The sequence below is a fragment of the Paenibacillus agilis genome (genome assembly GCF_007786455.1).
Taxonomy (GTDB): Bacteria; Bacillota; Bacilli; order Paenibacillales; family Paenibacillaceae; genus Paenibacillus_B; species Paenibacillus_B agilis.
In genome coordinates this window covers 2249609-2271319 of the sequence record NZ_VNJK01000001.1, presented here as the reverse complement: position 1 = coordinate 2271319, position 21711 = coordinate 2249609, and the positions used below count along the sequence as shown (strand labels likewise).

At 38.1% G+C, this 21711-nt stretch carries 15 protein-coding genes; all 15 read left to right on the top strand.

Annotation, left to right across the window (positions count from 1 at the left end; genetic code table 11):
• The first annotated feature begins 80 nt into the window (after positions 1-80).
• The 15 genes from FPZ44_RS10160 (at position 81) to FPZ44_RS10090 (ending at position 21698) form a co-directional block, all read left to right on the top strand.
• Complete coding sequence (locus tag FPZ44_RS10160) at positions 81-845, top strand: glycosyltransferase family 2 protein (RefSeq protein WP_144989814.1); 765 nt, start codon at positions 81-83, stop codon at positions 843-845.
• Between the two features lie 850 nt (positions 846-1695).
• Positions 1696-2325 carry an antiterminator LoaP gene (loaP, locus tag FPZ44_RS10155; protein WP_144989812.1) on the top strand — a complete coding sequence of 210 codons (630 nt, stop codon included), beginning with the start codon at positions 1696-1698 and terminating at the stop codon, positions 2323-2325.
• A gap of 75 nt (positions 2326-2400) precedes the next feature.
• Entirely contained in the window at positions 2401-3513 is a 1113-nt protein-coding gene (locus FPZ44_RS10150; protein WP_261378280.1) for an acyl-CoA dehydrogenase family protein, read from the top strand.
• A 115-nt stretch (positions 3514-3628) separates the two neighbouring features.
• Positions 3629-4846, top strand: a complete 1218-nt coding sequence (locus FPZ44_RS10145) for a class-II aminoacyl-tRNA synthetase family protein (RefSeq protein ID WP_186785986.1) — start codon at positions 3629-3631, stop codon at positions 4844-4846.
• 34 nt (positions 4847-4880) lie between these two features.
• Entirely contained in the window at positions 4881-5942 is a 1062-nt protein-coding gene (gene pdhA / locus FPZ44_RS10140) for a pyruvate dehydrogenase (acetyl-transferring) E1 component subunit alpha (RefSeq protein WP_144989808.1), read from the top strand.
• Between the two features lie 20 nt (positions 5943-5962).
• On the top strand, positions 5963-6955 hold the full coding sequence (locus tag FPZ44_RS10135; protein ID WP_144989806.1) for an alpha-ketoacid dehydrogenase subunit beta: 993 nt from the start codon (positions 5963-5965) through the stop codon (positions 6953-6955).
• A 6-nt stretch (positions 6956-6961) separates the two neighbouring features.
• On the top strand, positions 6962-8014 hold the full coding sequence (locus tag FPZ44_RS10130; protein ID WP_144989804.1) for a dihydrolipoamide acetyltransferase family protein: 1053 nt from the start codon (positions 6962-6964) through the stop codon (positions 8012-8014).
• A gap of 428 nt (positions 8015-8442) precedes the next feature.
• A complete protein-coding gene (locus FPZ44_RS10125; protein WP_144989802.1) occupies positions 8443-9147 on the top strand; it encodes an ABC transporter ATP-binding protein in 705 nt (234 codons plus the stop codon).
• Between the two features lie 2 nt (positions 9148-9149).
• Positions 9150-11474: an ABC transporter permease gene (locus tag FPZ44_RS10120; RefSeq protein ID WP_144989800.1), complete on the top strand. Its 2325-nt coding sequence runs from the start codon at positions 9150-9152 to the stop codon at positions 11472-11474.
• Positions 11475-11551: 77 nt separating this feature from the next.
• A complete protein-coding gene (locus FPZ44_RS10115; RefSeq protein WP_144989798.1) occupies positions 11552-17377 on the top strand; it encodes a type I polyketide synthase in 5826 nt (1941 codons plus the stop codon).
• 41 nt (positions 17378-17418) lie between these two features.
• Entirely contained in the window at positions 17419-18141 is a 723-nt protein-coding gene (locus FPZ44_RS10110) for a thioesterase II family protein (RefSeq protein WP_144989796.1), read from the top strand.
• A complete protein-coding gene (locus tag FPZ44_RS10105) occupies positions 18128-19072 on the top strand; it encodes an ACP S-malonyltransferase (RefSeq protein ID WP_186785985.1) in 945 nt (314 codons plus the stop codon). Before FPZ44_RS10110 ends, FPZ44_RS10105 begins: the two co-directional genes overlap by 14 nt.
• 31 nt (positions 19073-19103) lie before the next feature.
• Entirely contained in the window at positions 19104-19352 is a 249-nt protein-coding gene (locus FPZ44_RS10100) for an acyl carrier protein (RefSeq protein WP_144989793.1), read from the top strand.
• 61 nt (positions 19353-19413) lie between these two features.
• Positions 19414-20289 (top strand): 3-hydroxyacyl-CoA dehydrogenase family protein, encoded by an 876-nt coding sequence (locus tag FPZ44_RS10095; protein WP_144989791.1) that lies wholly within the window; start codon positions 19414-19416, stop codon positions 20287-20289.
• Between the two features lie 158 nt (positions 20290-20447).
• The gene (locus tag FPZ44_RS10090) at positions 20448-21698 is read left to right on the top strand and encodes an MFS transporter (RefSeq protein ID WP_144989789.1); all 1251 of its coding nucleotides are present in this window, start codon (positions 20448-20450) and stop codon (positions 21696-21698) included.
• Positions 21699-21711 lie beyond the last annotated feature (13 nt).

Below are 21711 nucleotides of genomic sequence, written 5' to 3'. Positions count from 1 at the left end.
CTTATGGCAAAATGGACATAATATATTGCAGGTGCCGCTCAAAGTATTCTGAATATATTGTACGTGAGGAGGTTTGTAGGATGAGTACAGTTATTTCTCATTTTTATAATGAAGAATATTTACTGCCATGGTGGTTAAAGCATCATGTCCCGTTGTTTGAGCATGGTATTCTCATTAATCGGGGTTCTAAAGATCGTTCAGTTGAAATTTGTAAAAAACTTGCTCCTCACTGGGAAATTCGAGATTCAAAAGTCGAAGAGTTTGATGCTTTGCTCGTAGATCGTGAAGTGATGGAAATTGAAGCAGAATGCAAAGGCTGGAAAATGACGCTGAATACAACGGAATTTCTTTGTTCCCCTAATATAAATCAATTTTTTTCAAAACTTAAAAATTTAGACAATAATATGTATCATCTCCGAACGATATTTCTTGTCGACGATCCCACCTTTGGGTATACAGCACCTGACCCTGATATCCCTCTAGTTAAACAACGTCATCATGGCTTTATACTTCCACACGCCGGAAGGTTGATTCACCGCCATACACATGGAAATTACACGATTGGCAGGCATTCGACGAATTATGAGTTTGCCTATTTTCCGTTCATTGATGTTCCCGATCCTGCTTTTATCATTAAGTTTTACTTCAGTCCATGGACTGAGGAAATGAAGCTCCGCAAACTTCAAATTGGACCTACGATGTCAGCTAATAGTATTCACAGCAGGCTAGGGTTCCAACATCTTGTAAATCGCGAAGAACTTGATCAGGCATATTTGCATTATGTTCAGCAAGCAAGCGATTTGCGACTTCATGCAGTGTATAATTGGCTGTGGGAGCTAGCATAACAGAGACAGGATAATAATAATTTAAAATAGGCAATTTCCTGGCTAGCCAATGGGTAATTGCCTATTTTAATCTAAAGGAATTGTGTTCTATGAATTATTACGATAAAAAAATAATGCAGTAGTTTATATGCAAAATAATTTACATAATAAAAGTTTGTATACTAGTAAAAACAGTGTGTATGTTATCACAGCCCTATGTGTCGATCTATACCAACATAAACCTGAAAAGTTGCGAGAAAAAGAAAAAAAAGTGTCGGTTGACATTGCTAAGCATGGTTTATATAATTTACATTATCTAGGACATGACTTCATAACAAAGGCATAGATTGGAAAACTAGATCGCAGCTATTTTATAGTACATCGCATAAATTCCCCTTTCTGTTCCTCGAAAGGAAGCAGGTAGAACGAATCCATTCAGGCTATAGAAGCCATCTAATCAAAGTAGAACTACATCAATTAACCAGAGCAGCAAACAGAAAAAAACGATTTTTAATGCGGATTATGAACAGGAAATTGCTGTTCCTTACAAGCTACTATTCCAACCAATCATTCTGAAAAAACTAATCGTTGTTTAGGCACGTTAGTTTTTCTTAGTGAAAATAGTTATCGTTCGCAGAGGCCTATCTTTATATACGATAGATCAGTGGCGAAGCTATGTCTTTTTAAGTAAAAAAACGGAATTCTATTAAATATTTATAAAGAGGATGAGGGATAGATCATTATTTCCTTATCCTTTTTTATTTAGTATGAATGTTCAACTGCATAAATTATTAATTTCATCAAGAACAATCATGGTTAAACTTCGAGGTAGAACTGAATATTTAAATACCGTTCACAAAGGAGCTATAGTATGAGCTGGTATGCACTTTTTGTTGAAACTGGCAGTGAAGACATTGTTCAGAAATGCTTGAGGATACAATTCTGCCAAAAAGATTTATACTCATGTGTTCCGAAGCGACTAGTCCCTGAAAAAAAAGGAGGGGAATTTTACAGCGTCGTTAAAACGTTGTTTCCAGGTTACCTTTTGATTAATACGAAGATGACCCCAACAATGTATTATGATCTTAAAAAACTACCTAGATATTATCGATTGCTTCGTAATTCAACATTTTTACTGGACAAATTATATCGACGCTCTCAAACATTGAGTGATCCACGCATCATAGAAGGAACAGATATTTATAATTATGACGATTTTTTCAACAAAATAGAGGAGGATGAAATACGACAAATCCTACAGCTTTGTAATCATGAAAATATTATTGAGTACTCCAATGTAATTGTGGAAAATTCTAAAGTTACCGTTCAATCAGGACCGTTATTTGGCCTAGAAGGTATCATCAAAAAACTTGACAAGAGGAAGAGAAGAGCTCAAATTGCAATCAATTTTTTTGGTGGAGAGAAATTAATTGAAGTAGGGATCGAAGTACTTGTACCGGACAGCCAAGGTATGAGCGAGATTCGTGAAAACTTCGGTTGATTTTAAATTACATACACTGCTAAGAAATGGGGTTATATTTTGTATACTGAATGTATTGCACTTACAGCTGAGCAATTGGAGAAGCAAGAAGAATTCAAAGCATTTGTCGATTCTGAAATTGTGCCCGTGGCAGGACACATTGATCAAGAAGCGTATGTGCCAGATTCTGTCCTGCAAAAGATTGTTGATAAAGGGTATTGGGGAGCCGCCTTACCTGCTGAATATGGTGGAGCCAATATGGATTATGTTACTTATGGACTTTGGAATGAAGAAATAGGTCGAGGCTGTGCAAATTTGCGAAATATTATTGGTGTTCAAGGAATGGTAACATCATCTATTCTTCGCTGGGGATCTCAGGAACAAAAGCAGTATTGGCTTCCTAAAATGAGTTCTGGTGAACTAAAGACCGCTTTTGCAATAACGGAATCTCAAATTGGTAGTGACATAAAAAATCTTCAAACCAAAGCTATACAAGTAGGTGCTGAGTATGTAATATCGGGACAAAAAAAATGGATAACGTTCGGTCAAGGAGCTGATGTCTTTTTAGTATTTGCTCAATGCGAAGGTCAGGGCATTGCCTTATTAGTAGATCGAAATACTCCAGGCCTAACTATTCGTCCGATATCAGGTTTAGTAGGATTCAGGGGTTCTATGTTAGCAGAACTCATTTTTGAAGATTGCAGAGTGCCTACAGACAATTTAATTGGTAGAGTTGGTTTCGGAATCGCACTTGTAGCGAACAACGGTTTGACTCATGGGCGATACAGTACAGCCTGGGGAGCCGTAGGCTTGGCCCAAGCTTGCCTAAATGCGAGCTTAGACTATATTAGTGAAAGAAAACAATTTGAACATTATTTAAAAGATCATCAATTGATTCAACAAATGATTGCAAATATGGTAACCAATACGGTAGCAGCAAAACAACTATGTTTTCGAGCAGGTCAGTTATGGGACCAAAATGAGGTAAACGCTACATTTGCTACTTCATTAGCTAAATATTTTTCTTCCGTTCATGCCTTTAAAGCTGCTACAGATGCGGTTCAAATTCATGGAGCTAACGGCTGCAGCAGTAATTATCCTGTTGAAAGACATATGAGAGATGCCAAGATTATGGAGGTCGTAGAAGGTAGCACTCAAATTCAACAGGTATTAATTGCGCAGGATGCTCTGAACATAATGAAAAATTAAGTACCAAGAAATAGGTTCCCTATATGTCCATTTTAAACATAAAAAAAGCCGCTCAGGTCAATGACATGATGTTGTGTTATACCCGTGAGCGAAGCGAAAAGGAATGGTTAAAACGATGGAGAACGTACATTACATTCAGCTAGAGCAACCGATTCCAATTAAACATGATGAGGAATTGGAGAAAAGGATTTATTTTATATCAGCCAGCATTCAACAGTTTAAATTGATAAAAGATGAAAGCACGATCAAAGGTTTAGAAGTTAGTCTATTACCAGGAACTGATCCTTCAGAAATTAAAGAAAAACTAGTATCTGTAATTGATAATGAAATATTGCTCCAATTTGTTGTACCAGCGCGAGTCATTTGGAAATCAGAGAACATTCACAGCAATTATCAAGACGACCTTTTTGATCAATTACTTGAAAAAGAAATGGTTTATGAAATGGGAGAAGGTCAAGTATGCTTTGGTGATAAATTAATTTTCTTAATGGACGCCTTAGATAAAATATTTAAAGAGATGACAATTTCCCATTTTGGTGCAGTCGAATATCGATATCCTACTTTAATACCTACCAAAACTTTAGAGAAATGCGGTTACTTTAATTCGTTCCCACATTTCTTAATGTTCGTCACGAGATTGCATAATGATATTGATAACTATCGCAACTTTCTCGAAGAATATAAATCTAATGATAAAATAGATTCTTACTTACTTCACAACTGCCACAATGTGGATTACTGTTTACCCCCAACTATGTGTTACCACACTTATCATCAATTCCAAAATACTCAACATGATGAAACACAAAATCGAGTCATAACATCAATCGGCAAATCATTTCGTTATGAATCGAAATATCACCGCACTTTGGAAAGGCTGTGGGACTTTTCTATTCGCGAAATAGTTTTTATGGGATCAAAAGATTTCGTTTTGGAAAGTCGTCAAAAATTTATGGAAGCATCCTTTTCTATTTTTCAGAGATTGGGTCTGCAAGGACACTGCGAAGTCGCAAGCGATCCGTTTTTTTGCAATGAAGATACGGCCGCAAAAATATTTAATCAAAGAATGCAAGAATTAAAATACGAGCTTCGGTTAAACGTTGCAAGTGATCGTACGATTGCGGCAGCATCTTTTAATTTTCACGAGCACTTTTTTGGCGAACAATTCAATATAAAACGCGGCGAAACAGAATGGATGGCAACTGGTTGTGTCGGGTTTGGTATTGAAAGGTTAGCATATGCGTTTATTAGCCAGCACGGTTTGGATGAAAAAGATTGGGCGAAGGTTTTATCAAACGGATATCCAGAAGCTGTCTTCGCCGAACAAATCTAAACTTACTTATCATTCTAAAATTATGGGGGACTAGATGGAACAACAACGTCTATTTCAAATCTTAGAACTCGATGGCACATTGCGTGATGATAGTATGGTTATAAATGAAAAACTAGCCATAGAAATGTACAAGCTTCTTGTGCTCAATCGGGTGTTTGATCGAAAGTTAGTGAATATGCAGCGTAAGGGTCAAATTGGCACGTACGCTCCGTTCGAAGGACAAGAAGCGAGCCAAGTTGGCAGTGCTCTTGCTCTTTCAAAGCAGGATTGGATGTTTCCTACCTATCGGGATCATGCAGCAATGCTGACATTTGGATATGAGATGGTAAAAATTATTTGGTATTGGATGGGCAGAATTGAGGGATGTATTCCTCCTGATAACCGAAATATTATGCCGCCATATGTGCCAATAGCTACACAAATTCCTCAAGCAGCAGGGGCTGCCTGGGCTAGTAAATATAAAAATGAAACGGCTTGTTCTATTGCCTATTTTGGCGATGGAGCCACTTCAGAAGGAGACTTTCACGAAGGCTTAAATATGGCCTCTGTATTCAAGGCTCCGGTGGTGTTTTTCTGTCAGAACAATGGTTACGCAATTAGTGTACCGCTATCTCGTCAAACATCCAGTGAAACTATTGCTCAAAAAGCGATAGCTTATAATATGGAAAATGTTCGAGTGGACGGAAATGATGTGTTCGCTGTTTATGTGGCAACCAAAAATGCATTGGAAGCCGCAAGAAGCGGTAAGGGGCCAACTTTAATAGAAGCAGTAACTTATCGATATGGTGCACATACAACAGCTGATGATCCAAGCCGCTATAGAAGCATTGAAGAGAGCGAATCTTGGAGACCACGAGATCCTATTTTGCGCTTAGAAGCTTATTTGTTCAAACAAGGTATGTTAGATAAAGACATACAAACAAGAATTGTTGGAGAAGCAGAGCGGCTAGTTAATGATGGCATCAAATTTGCTCTTACTATTTCCAAACCTGATCCAACTATCATGTTTCAGAACGTGCTTGCTAATAAACCATGGAATATTCAAGAGCAGGAGAGCAACTTTAATAGCTTTATAGAACGTTATCATCATCAATAGATTTCACGGAGGGACTTGGTATGCATAGAGAGTTAAACCTGGTTCAAGCGTTAAATGAAACGTTAGATATGTTATTGACCGATGATGACAAGGTTCTTCTTTTAGGACAGGATATCGGTAAAAACGGCGGTGTTTTCCGTGTTACTGAGAACTTATATCATAAGTTTGGTGACGAACGTGTAGTAGATACCCCCTTGTCAGAAGCAGGTATTGTAGGCTGCGGAATTGGGTTAGCGCTGAACGGTCTTAAGCCTATTGTTGAAATTGAGTTTTTTGGATTTATTTATCCTGCACTTGAGCAAATCTTGTCGCATTTAGCAAGATTGCGGATGCGGACACAAGGTAAATATGAAGTGCCGTTAATTATAAGAGCTCCTTATGGAGCTGGTGTTCGTGCACCTGAGCTGCATTCGGAGAGCATAGAGGCCCTGCTGTTTCAATCGCCAGGCTTAAAAGTTGTTATACCGAGTAATCCCTATGATGCCAAAGGTCTTCTCACTGCAGCGTCAGAAGGCAGCGATCCTGTTATTTTCCTTGAACCTATGAGAGTTTATCGTAGCATGCGTCAACCTGTACCACAGCATCGATATACGGTACCACTAGGTAAAGCAAATGTAATGAAGGAAGGAAAAGATATTACCGTAATCGCGTGGGGCGCTATGATAGGGAATGTAGTTAAAGCCGCAGAACAGCTTGAAAAGACCCAGGGAATTAGCCTGGAAATTGTAGATCTTCGTACGCTGTATCCATTTGATATAGAGACTATTCAGGAATCTGTAAGTAAAACACACCGAGCCGTAATTGTACACGAGGCTCCATTAACAGGCGGAGTAGGGGCAGAGCTTGCTGCTGTGATTCAAGAGCGCATGTTTGGTGATTTGAAATCTCCAGTAAAACGAATTACGGGTTTTGATGTTCCCGTACCGCAGTTTTCTATAGAAGATTACTATCTTCCTTCTCAAGACAGAATTGTGCATGAAATAGAGCAGATGTTAGTTTCTCTTACGAGGTGAGTGATTATGAAATATGAATTTCTTTTTCCGGAACTTGGTGAAGGATTAATTGAAGGGTTTATTGTTGCTTATCTAGTCAAAGAAGGAGAACGTGTTGTTGAAGATCAACCGATTGTAGAAGTTCAGACGGATAAGGTAACAACCGTGCTTCCTTCGCCGATAGAAGGGGTAATTGATAAACTGCCTTATAATCCTGGGGATGTCATTCATGTAAACGATGTAATCATCGTTATTAATCAGAGAAAAGGAGATGAGTCGGACGGATTCAAGCATGAATGGTTGAATGAGGATGTATCCAAGGATAGCCAGCACTTATTGAATGACTTTGGCATAAACCTTGGTACCTATCCAAGCACAGCAACAGACAACTCCAACGATGATACGATTGTAAAACTGACCTCTATGCGCAAAGAAATTGCAAACATCGTAACAAAGTCGGCTCAAACCATTCCTCATGTAACGGCATATGCTGAGGCAGATATAACAAATCTGCTGCTGTATAAAGAAAAATTAAAAATGAATCAGGGCTTAAGCTTGACCTTAACACCTGTATTCGTTAAAGCATTGTCTCAAACACTCAAACAACACCCACTATTTAACTCCAATGAGATCAATGGTTCATTAAAGCTATTTTCAGCCCACAATATCGGAATTGCTGTAGATACGAACGATGGAGTCGTTATACCCAACGTTAAACAAGTAAATGAAAAACCACTTGATGCATTGTCCAATGAGATCACTGATCTCATTGACAGAGCAAGGTCAAAAAAGTTGTCATTTACAGATACACGCGAGGGTACGATTACGATAAGTAATGTAGGGGCCATTGGCGGGGGATTCGCTACACCTATTATTTTTTGTCCCCAAGTCGCAATAATTGCCTTGTATCGTGCAGATAAGAAAGTGGTCGTTACAGAGAATGATGAGCTTGTCATTAGAAAAATGCTCCCAATCACCTTAACATTTGATCATCGTTTCTTCGATGGTGCAGATGGGCTGCGCTTTATTAACACTTTTAAAACAAATCTAGAAAATCATTATGAAGAATATTTTTCTTAACACAACTTACGCAATATGATATCTAAATCCAAGTAATAAAAAATCAAGATGCTTAGTAATATAATATATTGTCCCTTGATTATATCCCTGAACTATCAATTAATGGATCAATTACCCTGCTGAGAATGCCTGAGGGGTTCTCCCTCGGGCTGCTTACCTAATTTCTCATGCATCCTGAACGGAGCCAATGTTCTTTGATAACGGAAGATCTTCAGTAATCCCCGTATCCGTTTACACAATTTTGTTCCAACTATCATGGTACATAGCGATCTATCCCTTTCCAATACGGGCGGGGATTATATAAATACGCTCATTCATTAATTTAGCAAATAGATAGCATAAAATTAAGTTTGACTTTTTTCATCTCCCAAGAAACGGGAAGTCGAGTCAAACCCAGTTCAGAAATATTTTACGAGGAGATGTAAGAAGTGAAAAAGCTAATCGAGTTTAAAAACGTAATGAAAGAATACAAAATAGGTGAAGTGCCGATCAAGGCTCTTGCTGGTGTTGATTTTTCCATATCAGAGGGAGAGTTTGTTGTAGTTCTAGGTGCTAGTGGCGCAGGAAAAAGTACAATTTTAAATATTCTTGGCGGTATGGATACAGCTACTTCAGGAAACGTACTAGTTGGTGATCAAGAGATTACGAAGTTTAATGAAAAAAAATTAACCGAGTACCGTGCTCAAAAAGTTGGATTTGTATTTCAATTCTATAATTTGATTCCGAATCTAAACGCGCTGGAGAATGTCGAATTTGCAACGGAAGTGTGTAAAAACCACTTGGATGCTAAAGACATTTTGTATAAGGTCGGATTAAAGGAACGTATTAAAAATTTCCCTTCTCAGCTTTCTGGAGGAGAACAACAACGCGTTGCGATCGCGAGAGCTGTTGCCAAAAATCCTCTGCTTTTACTCTGTGATGAACCTACTGGAGCATTAGATTATGTGACAGGTAAATCTGTTTTAAAACTTCTTCAAGATTTGAACAAGGAAACGAAGAAGTGCGTGATATTGGTCACTCATAATACAGCGATTGCTCCTATGGCAGATAAAATCATCAAAGTTAAGAGCGGGATGATCGAAAGTGTGACGATCAATCATGACAAACAGAATGTCGAAGGGATCGAGTGGTAATTATGAAGTTATTTTCAAAATCTTTAAGGGATATTAAACAATCAATCGGGCAATTTATTGCTTTTGTATTAGTTATCGCAGTAGGAGCTTTTTTCTATGCGGGACTGGTTACATTAAGCAGTAATCTCGATGCATATACGAAAGCTTACTTTAAAGAGCATAATTTAAGTGATTTACATGTAAATTACGAGCAAATTTCTCCTCAGGATGTGGAAAGGCTAAGGCAGGTCGATGGGATTAATAAACTCGAAGGTCGCTATACTCTTCATGCCACGCAAACTTTTGAGGGGTTGAAATCTACGTTAAAGATTCATTCTATTCCTGTAGACAATGCAATCAATACGTCTAAATTGATTGAGGGAAGCATTCCAACACAAAAAGATGAAATTTTACTTGATTCTCATTATGCCAAGGAGCATCAGTACAAAGTCGGTGATCAAATTCAAATAAATGTGAATGACAAAAATATGACGTTCACGATTAGCGGCTTGGGTGAGAATGTAGAATATGCGAAAAAGAATGCCATCCAAGATCATAAATCATTCGGTGTAGCGTATTTGACCGAAATGGCTATCCCTCAAATCGCTGGCGGCTTTTACTATAATGAAATTTTGATTGATGCCGAGGAAGGGTATGATATTGAAAAATTAAGCCAATCCATTGAAGCACAATCAAAAGAACTATCCTACGTTAGCCAAATGAGTAAAGAGCGGATGTTCAGTTATTCACAGCTTCAACAAACGATCCATAACAACAACTTAATGAGCAAAGTTATCCCGTTGGTTCTATTTATCATCGAAGCGATTATTCTATTTCTTACAATGTCGCGGATTATTGATTCTCAACGAAATCAAGTAGGTATTATGAAAGCGCTGGGTATTAAAAATAGAAATATCATGCTTCATTATATGGGATATCCTGTTCTGGTAGGGATTATAGGCTCCATTTTAGGTTGTATCCTTGCTGCGAATGTATTTATTCCAATGATTAGAGCATCAAATGCGAAAGCCTATGCTTTGCCGGACATTATGTTCTCCCTATCCTTTACTTCTGTGATTCCACCTATCCTTTTCTCAAGCGCATTCGGCATATTGTCCTGCTACCTAAGTGGTAGAGCCATCCTAAAAGAACGTGCAGCTCAGGCGATGCGTCCTAAACCACCTAAGAAGATGAAGAAGCTGCTCATCGAAAGAATTCCAGGTCTCTGGAGTCATATTTCCTACAACTACAAAATCATTTTGAGAAATATATTTTTAAATAAATCTAAAGCGATAGCAAGCTCCGTAGGTGTTATTGTTAGTACCGTTTTATTGATTACTGCTTTTGGTACGATGACATCCTTGCAAAAAGTAGCTGACCAGATTGAAGAGGTAAATACTTATGAGCTGAGAGTTGACTATAAGAAAGGCTCATCTCTAGATACGTTGCAACTACCTGCTGGTATCAAGAGTAGTTATGATTTATCCAATATTCCTGTCGAATTTATCAAAGGTGATACTAAGCAAAATGCCGCGTTAGTTGTTACTGAAAAAGATAACAATCTCATTCATTTCTTTGATGAAAATGCCAAACGGATTGTATTGGAAGACGGTGGTGTTCTTGTACCAAAATCCTATGCTGACAATTATAAAATTGCACTGGGGGATACAATCCAAATCAAGTTCACCGAGCCTGAGTATGCAAATAAAACGATCGAAATGAAAGTGGTGCAAATATCCAACCAGTATTCGAATCCATCGTTTTATAGCACACCAGCGTATCTGGATAGTTTTGGCGTCAAGTACAATCCAAGCTCGCTTGTAGTAGAGACCAGTGGCACTGCTGAACTTGCCAGTGTCCGTACTTTCTTTGAACAAGATCAGCAGGTGGATGCCATCGCAGACAAGGAAGATTTAAAGGCGTCGGCACAATATATTTTGAAACAGAATAGTTTTATCTTTATTATGTTTATCATCTGTGCGGTCGTACTTTCCTTTGGTGCCATTTATACGATATCCTCCATAAATATTTATGAAAGAAATCGTGAGCTGGCGACACTGAAAGTATTAGGATATCCGAAGTTTAAAATTAACCGGCTGATTTTCTTTGAGAACATTATACTCACTAGTTTCGCTATTATTATTGCATTACCGATAAGTGGTTATATGTACTCATTAGTAGTTAAGTCACTATCAAGCGCCCATCAGCAAATTCCAAATCAGTTAAGTCTGTTTGTCATGTTGATAGCTGTTATTCTTGCTTTCGTGCTCACCATTCTCTCAAGCTTAATGCTTCGAAGAAAAGTGACACGAATAAATATGATTGAATCGTTAAAAAGTGTAGAGTAGTGAAAAACAGCCTTTGGTTCATTTGAACCTAGGGCTGTTTTTTATATAGTAAGGTACCCTGAAGGAGATGAGACAAAATGAATTCAGAAAAAACGTTCACAAAGCCTGAAATTATCGCGTTTTTAGCAGACTTGGTGGAAGATATTTTGGATGAAACAGTTGTCGATTATAATGAGCCATTTATCAGCTTAGGATTAGTATCGGTTGACATACCATTATTTACAAAGAGAGTATCGAACCAATTTGGAATCGATGTTGAAGTAGCATCGATATTTGAAAATTCAAATATCAACTTGTATGCAGACTTTCTATTCAATACATTAAACCATGTAATAGTATCAAGTGATGAAAGTACGGATAGTAACAAAGAAGTAAGTCATGCGCAAGAAGATATAGCGATTGTAGGGATTAGCTGTCGTTTCCCAGGAGGAGCTAATAGTCCCGATGAATATTGGGAAGTTTTAATGAAAGGCATTAATGGGATTTGTGAAATGCCAGCGGATCGATGGGATGTTGATAGCTATTTTAGTGATGATAAAGAAGAGCCTGGAAAAATGTATTCTAAAAAAGGCGGATTTTTAAACGTACCTATCGATCGCTTTGACCAGAAATTTTTTAATATTTCCCCCAAAGAAGCCAAATCACTAGATCCACAGCAGCGATTACTGCTTGAGCTGACTTGGGAAGCTTTTGAAAATGGCGGCATCAACATTGCGCAGCATTATGGAAGCAACACAGGTGTTTATATTGGTATAGCAGGGGAAGAATATTCGTTCGCCCACTATAAATCAGGAGATTTAAGTAAAGTAGACGCTTATTCGCTTACAGGAACAACATTTAGTACGGCTTGTGGCCGAATCTCTTATACTTTTGGCTTTGAAGGTCCATCCTTTTGTGTCGATACGGCATGCTCTTCCTCCCTTACAGCCTTACATTTAGCTAGCAGAGCTATTAAATCTGGTGAGGTTGACACTGCGGTCGTAGGAGCCGTGAATTTGATGATTTCACCAGCCGTTCATGTGTGCTTCTCAAAGTTAGAGGCCATATCCGTCGATGGGCAAAGCAAAAGCTTTGATGCGTCAGCAAATGGGTATGGGCGAGGTGAAGGCGGTGGGGTGCTAATCCTAAAACGTCTAAGCGATGCAATAAAGAATAACGATAACATACTAGGTATCGTTAAAGGAACCGCGATCAATCAGGATGGCAAGAGCAACGGATTAACAGCTCCTAATGGATTAGCTCAAGAGAAAGTAATCACCAAGGCACTTAAGGATGCTGGACTAAATTATTCTGATATTGATTATATGGAAATGCATGGTACAGGTACAAAGCTGGGTGATCCTATTGAGGTAAAGGCTGTTGTAAATACTTATGGCAAAGACAGAGCTATGGATCATCCTCTGCAAATTGGTTCTGTTAAATCGAATATTGGCCACTTAGAGGCAGCAGCAGGAGTAGCCAGCATAATTAAGGTACTGTTAGCATTCAAACACGAAATGATACCTGCGAATTTGAACTTTAATGAGCCGAACCCTTTTATTCCTTGGGAAAAATCACCTGTATCCGTCATTGCAGAACATACAGCTTGGAGCAGCGATGGCAGATTAAGAAGAGTGGGCGTAAACGGATTTGGCTTTGGAGGCTCAAATGCCCATATCATCTTGGAAGAGCCGCCAAAAAGACAAAAGCCACATACAAAGGATATAGATCCAATTTCTATCGTTAAAATATCAGCCAAAAATGATAAGTCATTACATGAAAATATTAAAAATAATCTTGAATATTTAAAGAAAAATTCTCAAATTCCTATTAAAGATTATGTTCATACGAATAACTTGGCCAAGGTTGATTTTCCACACAGGTTTACTGTATCTGCTAGAAATCAAGAGGAACTAGTAAATAGACTTCAGGCCTATTTGGATACGAACAACAAAGCTGGAATTTCTAAGCGGCATAATGAAAAAATCGATATGCATCAAGAAACGAAATTGGTGTTTTTATTTACAGGACAAGGGTCCCAATATTTAGGGATGGGAAAAGAATTATATGATTATAATCCTTCGTTTAAATTAGCATTTGACGAGTGTGATCAATTATTTACGCCATATGTAGATAAATCATTAGTAGAAATGATTTATAGCGATAAATATTCTAGCAAGGATATTGAAAGAACTCGCTATGCACAGCCTTTAATATTTTCCATCGAATATGCGTTATTAAAATTCTGGGAAAGCGTAGGGGTTACTCCTGAGGTCGTTCTAGGACACAGTATTGGGGAGTTCGCGGCTGCTGTCGCAGCAGACATTATGAGTCTTGAGGATGCTGTAAAGCTAGTTGCACTTCGTGGCAGATTAATGGATTCAGCTCCGGGAACAGGTGCGATGTCTGCTATTTATACAAATCAGGCAACGATTGAAGCGCTAATAAAGGGTTATGAGGACAAGCTATCGATTGCTCTTCATAATGCAGAGGAAAGTATCGTAATATCCGGAGATTTGGATGCGGTTGAGGAAGTTTCCAAAGAAGCGGAAAATAGAAAGATAAAAGTAAATCGACTGCATGTATCCCATGCTTTCCATTCTCATTTAATGCTTCCGATATTGGAACCATTTAGAGAGGTTGCAAAAAATGAAGTTGAATTTAAAACCAGCAAGCTGAACTATATATCGGCTACCCTTGGAAGAGCTGTGGATAAAGACGAATTATTAGACGCTGACTATTGGACAAATCATATTAAGGATAGAGTTAATTTTTATCATGCTCTTTCCCAATTAAAAGATGTTCAAAATACGATTTTCCTCGAAATTGGAGCAAACAAAACGTTATGCTCACTTGGCAAACTCATTCTTAATGAAGAAAAAATGCTTTTAAATTCGCTGGATATGAAAAAAGATGCATGGGAGCAAATTGCGCATTGCCTAGGAGAACTATACTGCCATGGTGTAACCATTCATTGGGCAGGGCTTGAGACCAGCTTTGAACAAGATTACAATCGTGTGACATTACCAACGTATGCCTTTGATCGAGAATCATATTGGATGCAGCCCGTTTGTTCTCATGAAGATAATGTGTCTTCTATTTTGAACAAGGATTTTCATCCGCTCATTGGCCAAAGAATCAATACACCTTATTTTAAAAATGGAACCATCTATCAGAGCACTTATAGCGTAGATACTCCTTACTTTATGCATGAACATATTATTTTCGATACGGCGATAGCTCCTGCTGCGGCCCACATGTCCATGCTTTTATCGATCGCTAAAGATTTCCGTAATCCGCGAAGATGCATAATATCCAATGTGGAATTTCATGCCCCTCTAACGGCTGTAGAAGACGAAAAGCGGGTTGTTCAGTTTCTTATTGAAGATACAAATCAAGAGCAAATGAAATTTGAACTTGTAAGTACAGACAAGCAGTTACAGCATGAAAATTGGATGAAGCACTGCAAAGGCAATATTACTATGTCCCAGCAAGAACGAGAACATGAGAAGCATGTATCGATTGATGAGATAAAAGACAGATACCCTGAAGTGACCTCGGGATTCAGTGCTTATGATGTGATGAAGAAATTTGGGTTCAAATTAGGAGATGGCTTCACACGAATTTCGAAAGTATGGAAAGGTGATGCTGAAGGGCTCTGCTATATTGATCCTAAAAAGGATATTCCAGGTGGCAAGGATTATATCGTTTATGCTGGTACGATAGATTCTATCTTCCAATCTATATTTTTTGTATCCGAATTGAGTATGAGAATGAATTCACAGAGTGAAGAGTATGCACTAAAAACGGCCATTCCTATATCATTGGGTAAATTAACATATCACTATAGGGATGCTGAAAGCTTCTGGTGCCATATTAAGGTCGATGATTCTCAGCAATCTGGAGTTGTAGGCGATATCGATGTGTACAACGAAAAGGGAGAAATCGTATTTGAGATTGAACGGCTAATGGCGAAAATAACTGAGCGTGATACCTTACTTAAAGAGTTAAATAGTAATGGTGATCGCATGCTGTATAACGTGGATTGGATTGAAGAGGCGAGAATTAGCAAAGATGTAAAAGTTAATGGAAATGAAAAAGTCGTGTTATTCGGAAATGATCCAGATGTAGTTGATCGATTCCATGAAAGCTTGAATCGCAATGGTGTATCCTCCATACGAGTTATACAAGCTGATAAATACGTTGAGCATGAACAGGATTTATTTTTTATGTCGTATACGAATAAAAATGATGTTAAGAAACTTATAGAAAATATCGGAAGTCGATTTGAAAAAGAAAAATGCAAACTAATCTATATAAGTACAACCGATGAAACGAAGCTAAATCGTCTACATGCAGAAGATTTACTAACTACAGTGGAAAAGGAATGCAGTGGTCTATTGTACCTCGTGCAATCCATAACAGAATTAAATTACTCTCATAAAATGATGATCAAAGTCGTAACGAATAATGTGCATCAGGTAGATGGCGCGGCTACATCAACTTCCCTCTATCAGGCCCCAATATGGGGATTTAGCGAGGTCATTCGACTCGAGCATACTCCGTTGTGGGATGGCATTATAGATGCAGATCTTCATGTGTTGGAACACCATATGGATAAAATTATTAATGAAATCATCTATGGAGAAGATAAACAGGTTGTGCTCAGGGATTATCATAAGCGATATATTCCTAGACTAATAAGAAACTCCAAAAGCCGTACTAGCAAGGAAGATCTCGCAATTCAGATCGATGATGAAGCCGCCTATGTAATTAGCGGAGGAACAGGAACAATCGGTCAAATCTATGCAGATTATTTGATCCAGCAAGGTGCTAAAAACATCGTACTTCTAAGTAGAAGCGATGCTTCGAACGAATTACTTGAAACGGTGAGCTTGTGGAGTGAAAAAGGTGCCCGGATTATCGTTGAAAAGGCTGACGTGAGCAATCAAGCTGATGTAATTTCAGTGGTACAAAAACTGAAAAAGAACAACATGAAGATTAAAGGTGTCGTCCATGCCGCTGGAATTATTGAAGATAAGATGATTAAAGATCAAACGTGGACCAGCTTTGAAAACGTACTTAAGACTAAGGTGGGAGGAACTTACCACTTACATCATGCATTAAAGGATGAGAGCTTGGATTTCTTCATAATGATGTCATCTATTTCCTCTGTAGTAGGAAATATGGGGCAAGCCAATTATGCGGCAGCTAATTATTTTATGAATATGTTTGCAGAATATAGAAGAAGCCTCGGTATGCCAGCAATGTCAATCTGTTGGGGGCCATGGGAAGAAGCTGGAATGGCCACGAGTAACAGCAATATTTTAAAGAACATCGAGAATAAAGGACTTTATGGAATGTCTAAAGAGATTGGAAAGAAAATGATAGACAGAGTATTTCAAAAAGATCATTCTTCAATTGTCGTTGTCGATGCGAATTGGGAGTTATTTAGTCAAAGAACAGGTGTAGATGAAGTAACTGCGTTTTTGACAAATTTCATTTCAAACGATTCTGATTTTGGAGGACAAAGTGTAAATACGGCTTTGAAGGAAGATGTTATCGCCAAATTGCAAAGTTTAAGCAAAACAGAGCGAAGTGAGTATTTATTAGCTCTATTGCATAAATCAGCAGCTGACATTATTGGGTTTAATGACGCCAGTCAATTATCTGTCGATAGTTCATTTACCGAACAAGGGGTTGATTCCTTAATGATCTTCTCCTTAAGGAATGAAATAAAATCTTTACTAGATGTGCAAGTCGATATTTCTGTGTTCTTCAACTACCCGTCTTTACGAAAATTAAATGGTTATTTATTGACGGCAGCTATGAGCTTTGAAGAGGACGAAGAGAATGTCATCGTTGACAGTAATACACAATCCGTAGATGATATTTTGTCTGAAATTAATTCCTTAATTAATTAAACAATGATTATTTACTTGCTACTTTGAAGGAGCACATGCCAATGAGATTGTATTGTTTGCCGTTTGCAGGTGGATCCAAGCGTGCATATTCACATTGGAACACATATACTAGTCACGCTTTGGAAATAGAAGGTGTTGAACTAAAGGGAAGGGGGGAGAAATTCGGCCAAGGCTTTTATCATGATATATCAGAAGCTGTGGATGATATATATTCGATGATAAAAGATAAAATTAGGGATGAAAAATATGCCCTATTCGGTCATAGTATGGGGACGCTGTTGGCTTATGAGCTGTACTATAAAATTATAGAAGAAGGACATCCGAGGCCACAGCATATCTTTTTCTCAGGGAGACAATCACCCATTGTGCACAATAATATGTATGTCAACTTTACCATGTCAGATGATGAATTTATTTCAAAAATAATTGCACTAGGTGGTATTCATGAAGAGCTGACACAGAGTAAAGAACTAATGAGATTTTATTTACCAATTCTTAAAAATGATATTAGAATCATGGAAACTTATGAGTTTAAAGAACGACCAGAACGATTAAAATGTAAAATTACAGTATTAAATGGACTAGAAGATAAAATTGATACCATTCAAAAGATTACCTGGGATGATTTATGCGAACAAAAAAGCAAGTCTTATTATTTTACGGGCAGCCACTTTTTTATTAATGATCATGTCGAGCAAATCGTAAAACTGTTTGAAGGCGTATTATGCCAAGATAATGAGGTTGGTGAACATGTTAAGCAATAAAAAACGGGCCTTTCTTTTTCAGGGTGTTGGAGCAGACTATCGTAATTTTTTGGATAAGTTTGATGATGATCAACTTCATACCCTTGAACAATACTGTTCCACTGTAAATGAACAAATTGGAATTGATTTGCATGGTTATTTATTTACATCTCATGAACTGAAACATACGGAATACGACCAGATGTTCTACGATTGGATTGCCATTTATACGTGTGATTATATCGTTTACCAGCAATATGTTAATTCCGGCATAAAACCTGCGATGATGGTAGGTTATAGTATGGGCTTGATCACCGCTATGGCGTGTGGCAAGTCCATTTCTTTTGCCGCTGGACTACAAATGCTGCAAATAATTTACGAATATCCTAAGAGTTCCGCAGATTCATGCGGTATGGGGGTCATCGTAGGCAAGACCTATAGCGAGGTTTACGATATGATAGCCAATTGCAAGGCGGAAAATGATGTTTTTATCGCAAGTGAAAATAATGAAACATGTCTCGTTATTTCAGGAATCAAAGACAGCGTGATTCAAGTCTTGAACACTGCTGAACTACAGGGAGCAATAAAAGCATCAACGATCCATACACCATATGCGTTTCATTCACCATATGCAGCAAAAGGCATTGAGATGTTCGTCAATCTGGTTGAGGACACTCCTATTTATGATGGAGAAGTACCCATTATATCCGTCTTTACTCAGACTATCATCCAAAGTGCTTCTGATTTAAAGAATGAGCTGATCAAAAATATGGCTAGTCCCATGAATTGGAATGCCTCCATTCTAAAATTAGGCGAGTGGGGGATAGACAGTTTTGTTGAAGTTAGCTTGGATGATTCCCTTACGAAAATATCTAGAATCATCAATTTGGATTATGAGTTTGTAACGTATAAAAAATTTATACGTTTAAAAAGCGCCATGAGCGCTCTATAACTAAAAAACTATTAAATAGAGGTGTATATCCATGGAAGAAATAAAAAACCGTACACGTGCATTTTTAAGTAAATATATTAAAAGTAAGCAGCTAGAGGATCACGATGATATTTTCGCTATTGGAGAAGTCAATTCTCTCTTTGCTATGCAGTTGGTTATGTTTATGGAAAAAGATTTTGGCGTCCAAATCGATAATAATGACTTAGACTTGAACAATTTCAGGTCCATTCAAGCTATTTCTTCGCTTATTGAGCGTAAAAGCGCTCCAGTCGGCCAATAAAATAAAGATAGAAGCGACAATAGAGCAGTACAATTTAACGTAGCGTAAGGAGAGAAGATATATGAAGGTCATTGGAGTCATTGGTGCAGGTGTAATGGGGACTGGAGTTGCACATAATTTTGCACTAGCTGGGTATGATGTTGTACTCGTTGATATTTCAGAGGAGATTCTTACAAAAGCCAAAGCGCAAATCGCGAACAACATTCGTTTCCAAGGCTTGTACAATAAAGATTTCACAGCTGAGAAGCCTGAAGCCATTCTCAATCGTATCAGCTTTACCGCTGATTATGGTTTATTAAAAAATGCAGACTATGTTATTGAGAATGTGCCAGAGAAATGGGAGATTAAAAAAGAAGTATATATAACGCTTGATAGCGTATGCCCAGAGCATTGTATCTTTTCTGTCAACACTTCATGTATTTCAATCACCAAAGTCGCTGCACTAACAAATCGACCAACTAAAGTTATCGGTGCGCATTATATGAATCCAGTCATTATGAAACCAGTAGTAGAGGTTATCAAAGGTTTCCATACTTCGGAGGAAACCATAGAAGCTACTATTAATCTACTTGCTACTTTGAATAAAGAGGCTATCATTGTTAACGACTTACCAGGTTTTGTGTCCAATCGTATTTCTCATTTAATGATGAATGAGGCTGCATTCGTCGTTCAAGACCAGATTGCAGAACCAAAAGACGTTGACGATATATTCAAAAAATGCTTTGGTCACAAAATGGGGCCACTTGAAACAGCTGACTTGATAGGCCTGGATACTGTCGTACATTCACTAGATATTTTATACGATAGCTATCAGGATCCAAAGTTCCGCGTATGCCCTCTTCTTAGGAAAATGGTAGAGGCAGGAACACATGGCAGGAAGACCGGACAAGGATTTTATTCGTACCCGATATACGAACAGAGCTTGGTGAAAAGTTAAGAACGGTTAATGTGACTTGGATTTAAATCATTTAAAGGCAAGCATGGAAAACAGAAATGAATAGATCTTGAACAAGAGAATCGTGTTCGGCGAGTGAGCGGGTTACAGCTCCGAACTGAGCGCGATTCTTTTTGTTTTAGCTCTCGACTGGAGGAAAAATGGAAAACACAAGCGAACCAAAACAGCGATTATGGTCCAAAAATTTCTTTTTGCTCTGGCAAGGACAGCTGGTTTCTGCTTTAGGCGATTCCATTTATGAAATCGCATTAACCTTTTGGATACTGTACGAAACAGGCTCACCTGGTTTGATGGGTGCACTGTTAGCGGCATCTTTGCTTCCTAAAGTCCTCATATCTCCTTTTGCAGGCGTAATCGTAGATCGTACCGACAGAAAGAAAATGATTTTGTTAATGGATTTCATTCGAGGGGTTTGTATTACTTTTGTTGGTGTTGCAGCTATTTTTGGTTTTCTTGAAATTTGGATGGCTTTTGTTGCCGGGATTACGCTTGGCATATGCGCCGCATTCTTTAATCCTGCAGTAACATCCACGATCCCAGATATTGTTCCTTCGTCTCGAATTGTACAGGCCAGTGCCAACTTAAGTATGTTACGTGCCGTTTCTCAGATTATAGGACCTTCATCCGGCGGTGTACTGTACCATCTCGTAGGTCCGCCAATTTTATTCTTATGTAATGGCATTTCCTATATTATTTCATTTATTCTCGCATTGTTTATGAAAATTCCTAAGTCAACAAGTCAGGATCAACAATATAATTTCTGGGAAGATATGAAAGACGGGTTTGCGTACGTCTGGAAGATGAAAGGGCTTAGAGACTTAATTATATTAGCTGGTATTTTAAACTTTTTTGCCACAATAAGTATTGTATTGCTCGCACCGATGTTTAAAAATGCTGAACATCTGGGAGAAGTAAAATACGGAATCGCTTTGGCTATTTTTACATTAGGTATGCTTGCGGGAATGATTTTTACTTCTGTATTTCGTATCAAGCCTGAACACAAAAGTATGATTCTTACGGCTTCAGGGCTGCTGCAAGGGATTATTTTATCAACGGCAGTCTTGATGAATGATTTCATATTTATGGCCATTTTGTTGTTTTTCGGTGGTATATGCAATGCGATCGTAAATGTATTGATTGAATCGACGATACAACTAACGGTGACTCAGGAAATGAGGGGGAAGGTATCGTCACTTAAGGGAACGCTCACAATGGGGCTTGCGCCGCTGGCTATGTTCTTAGGAGGTATTTTAGGCGAGTTTTTACCGATACAATACATTGTATATTCAGGTTTCATGGCCATTACCGTATTGTTTATACCTCTAATCTTCTTAAAATCATTTAAAACCTTTATACAGTACAATCCAGAACAACAAAAAGTGGAATTGTAATCAGTAGTGGAAA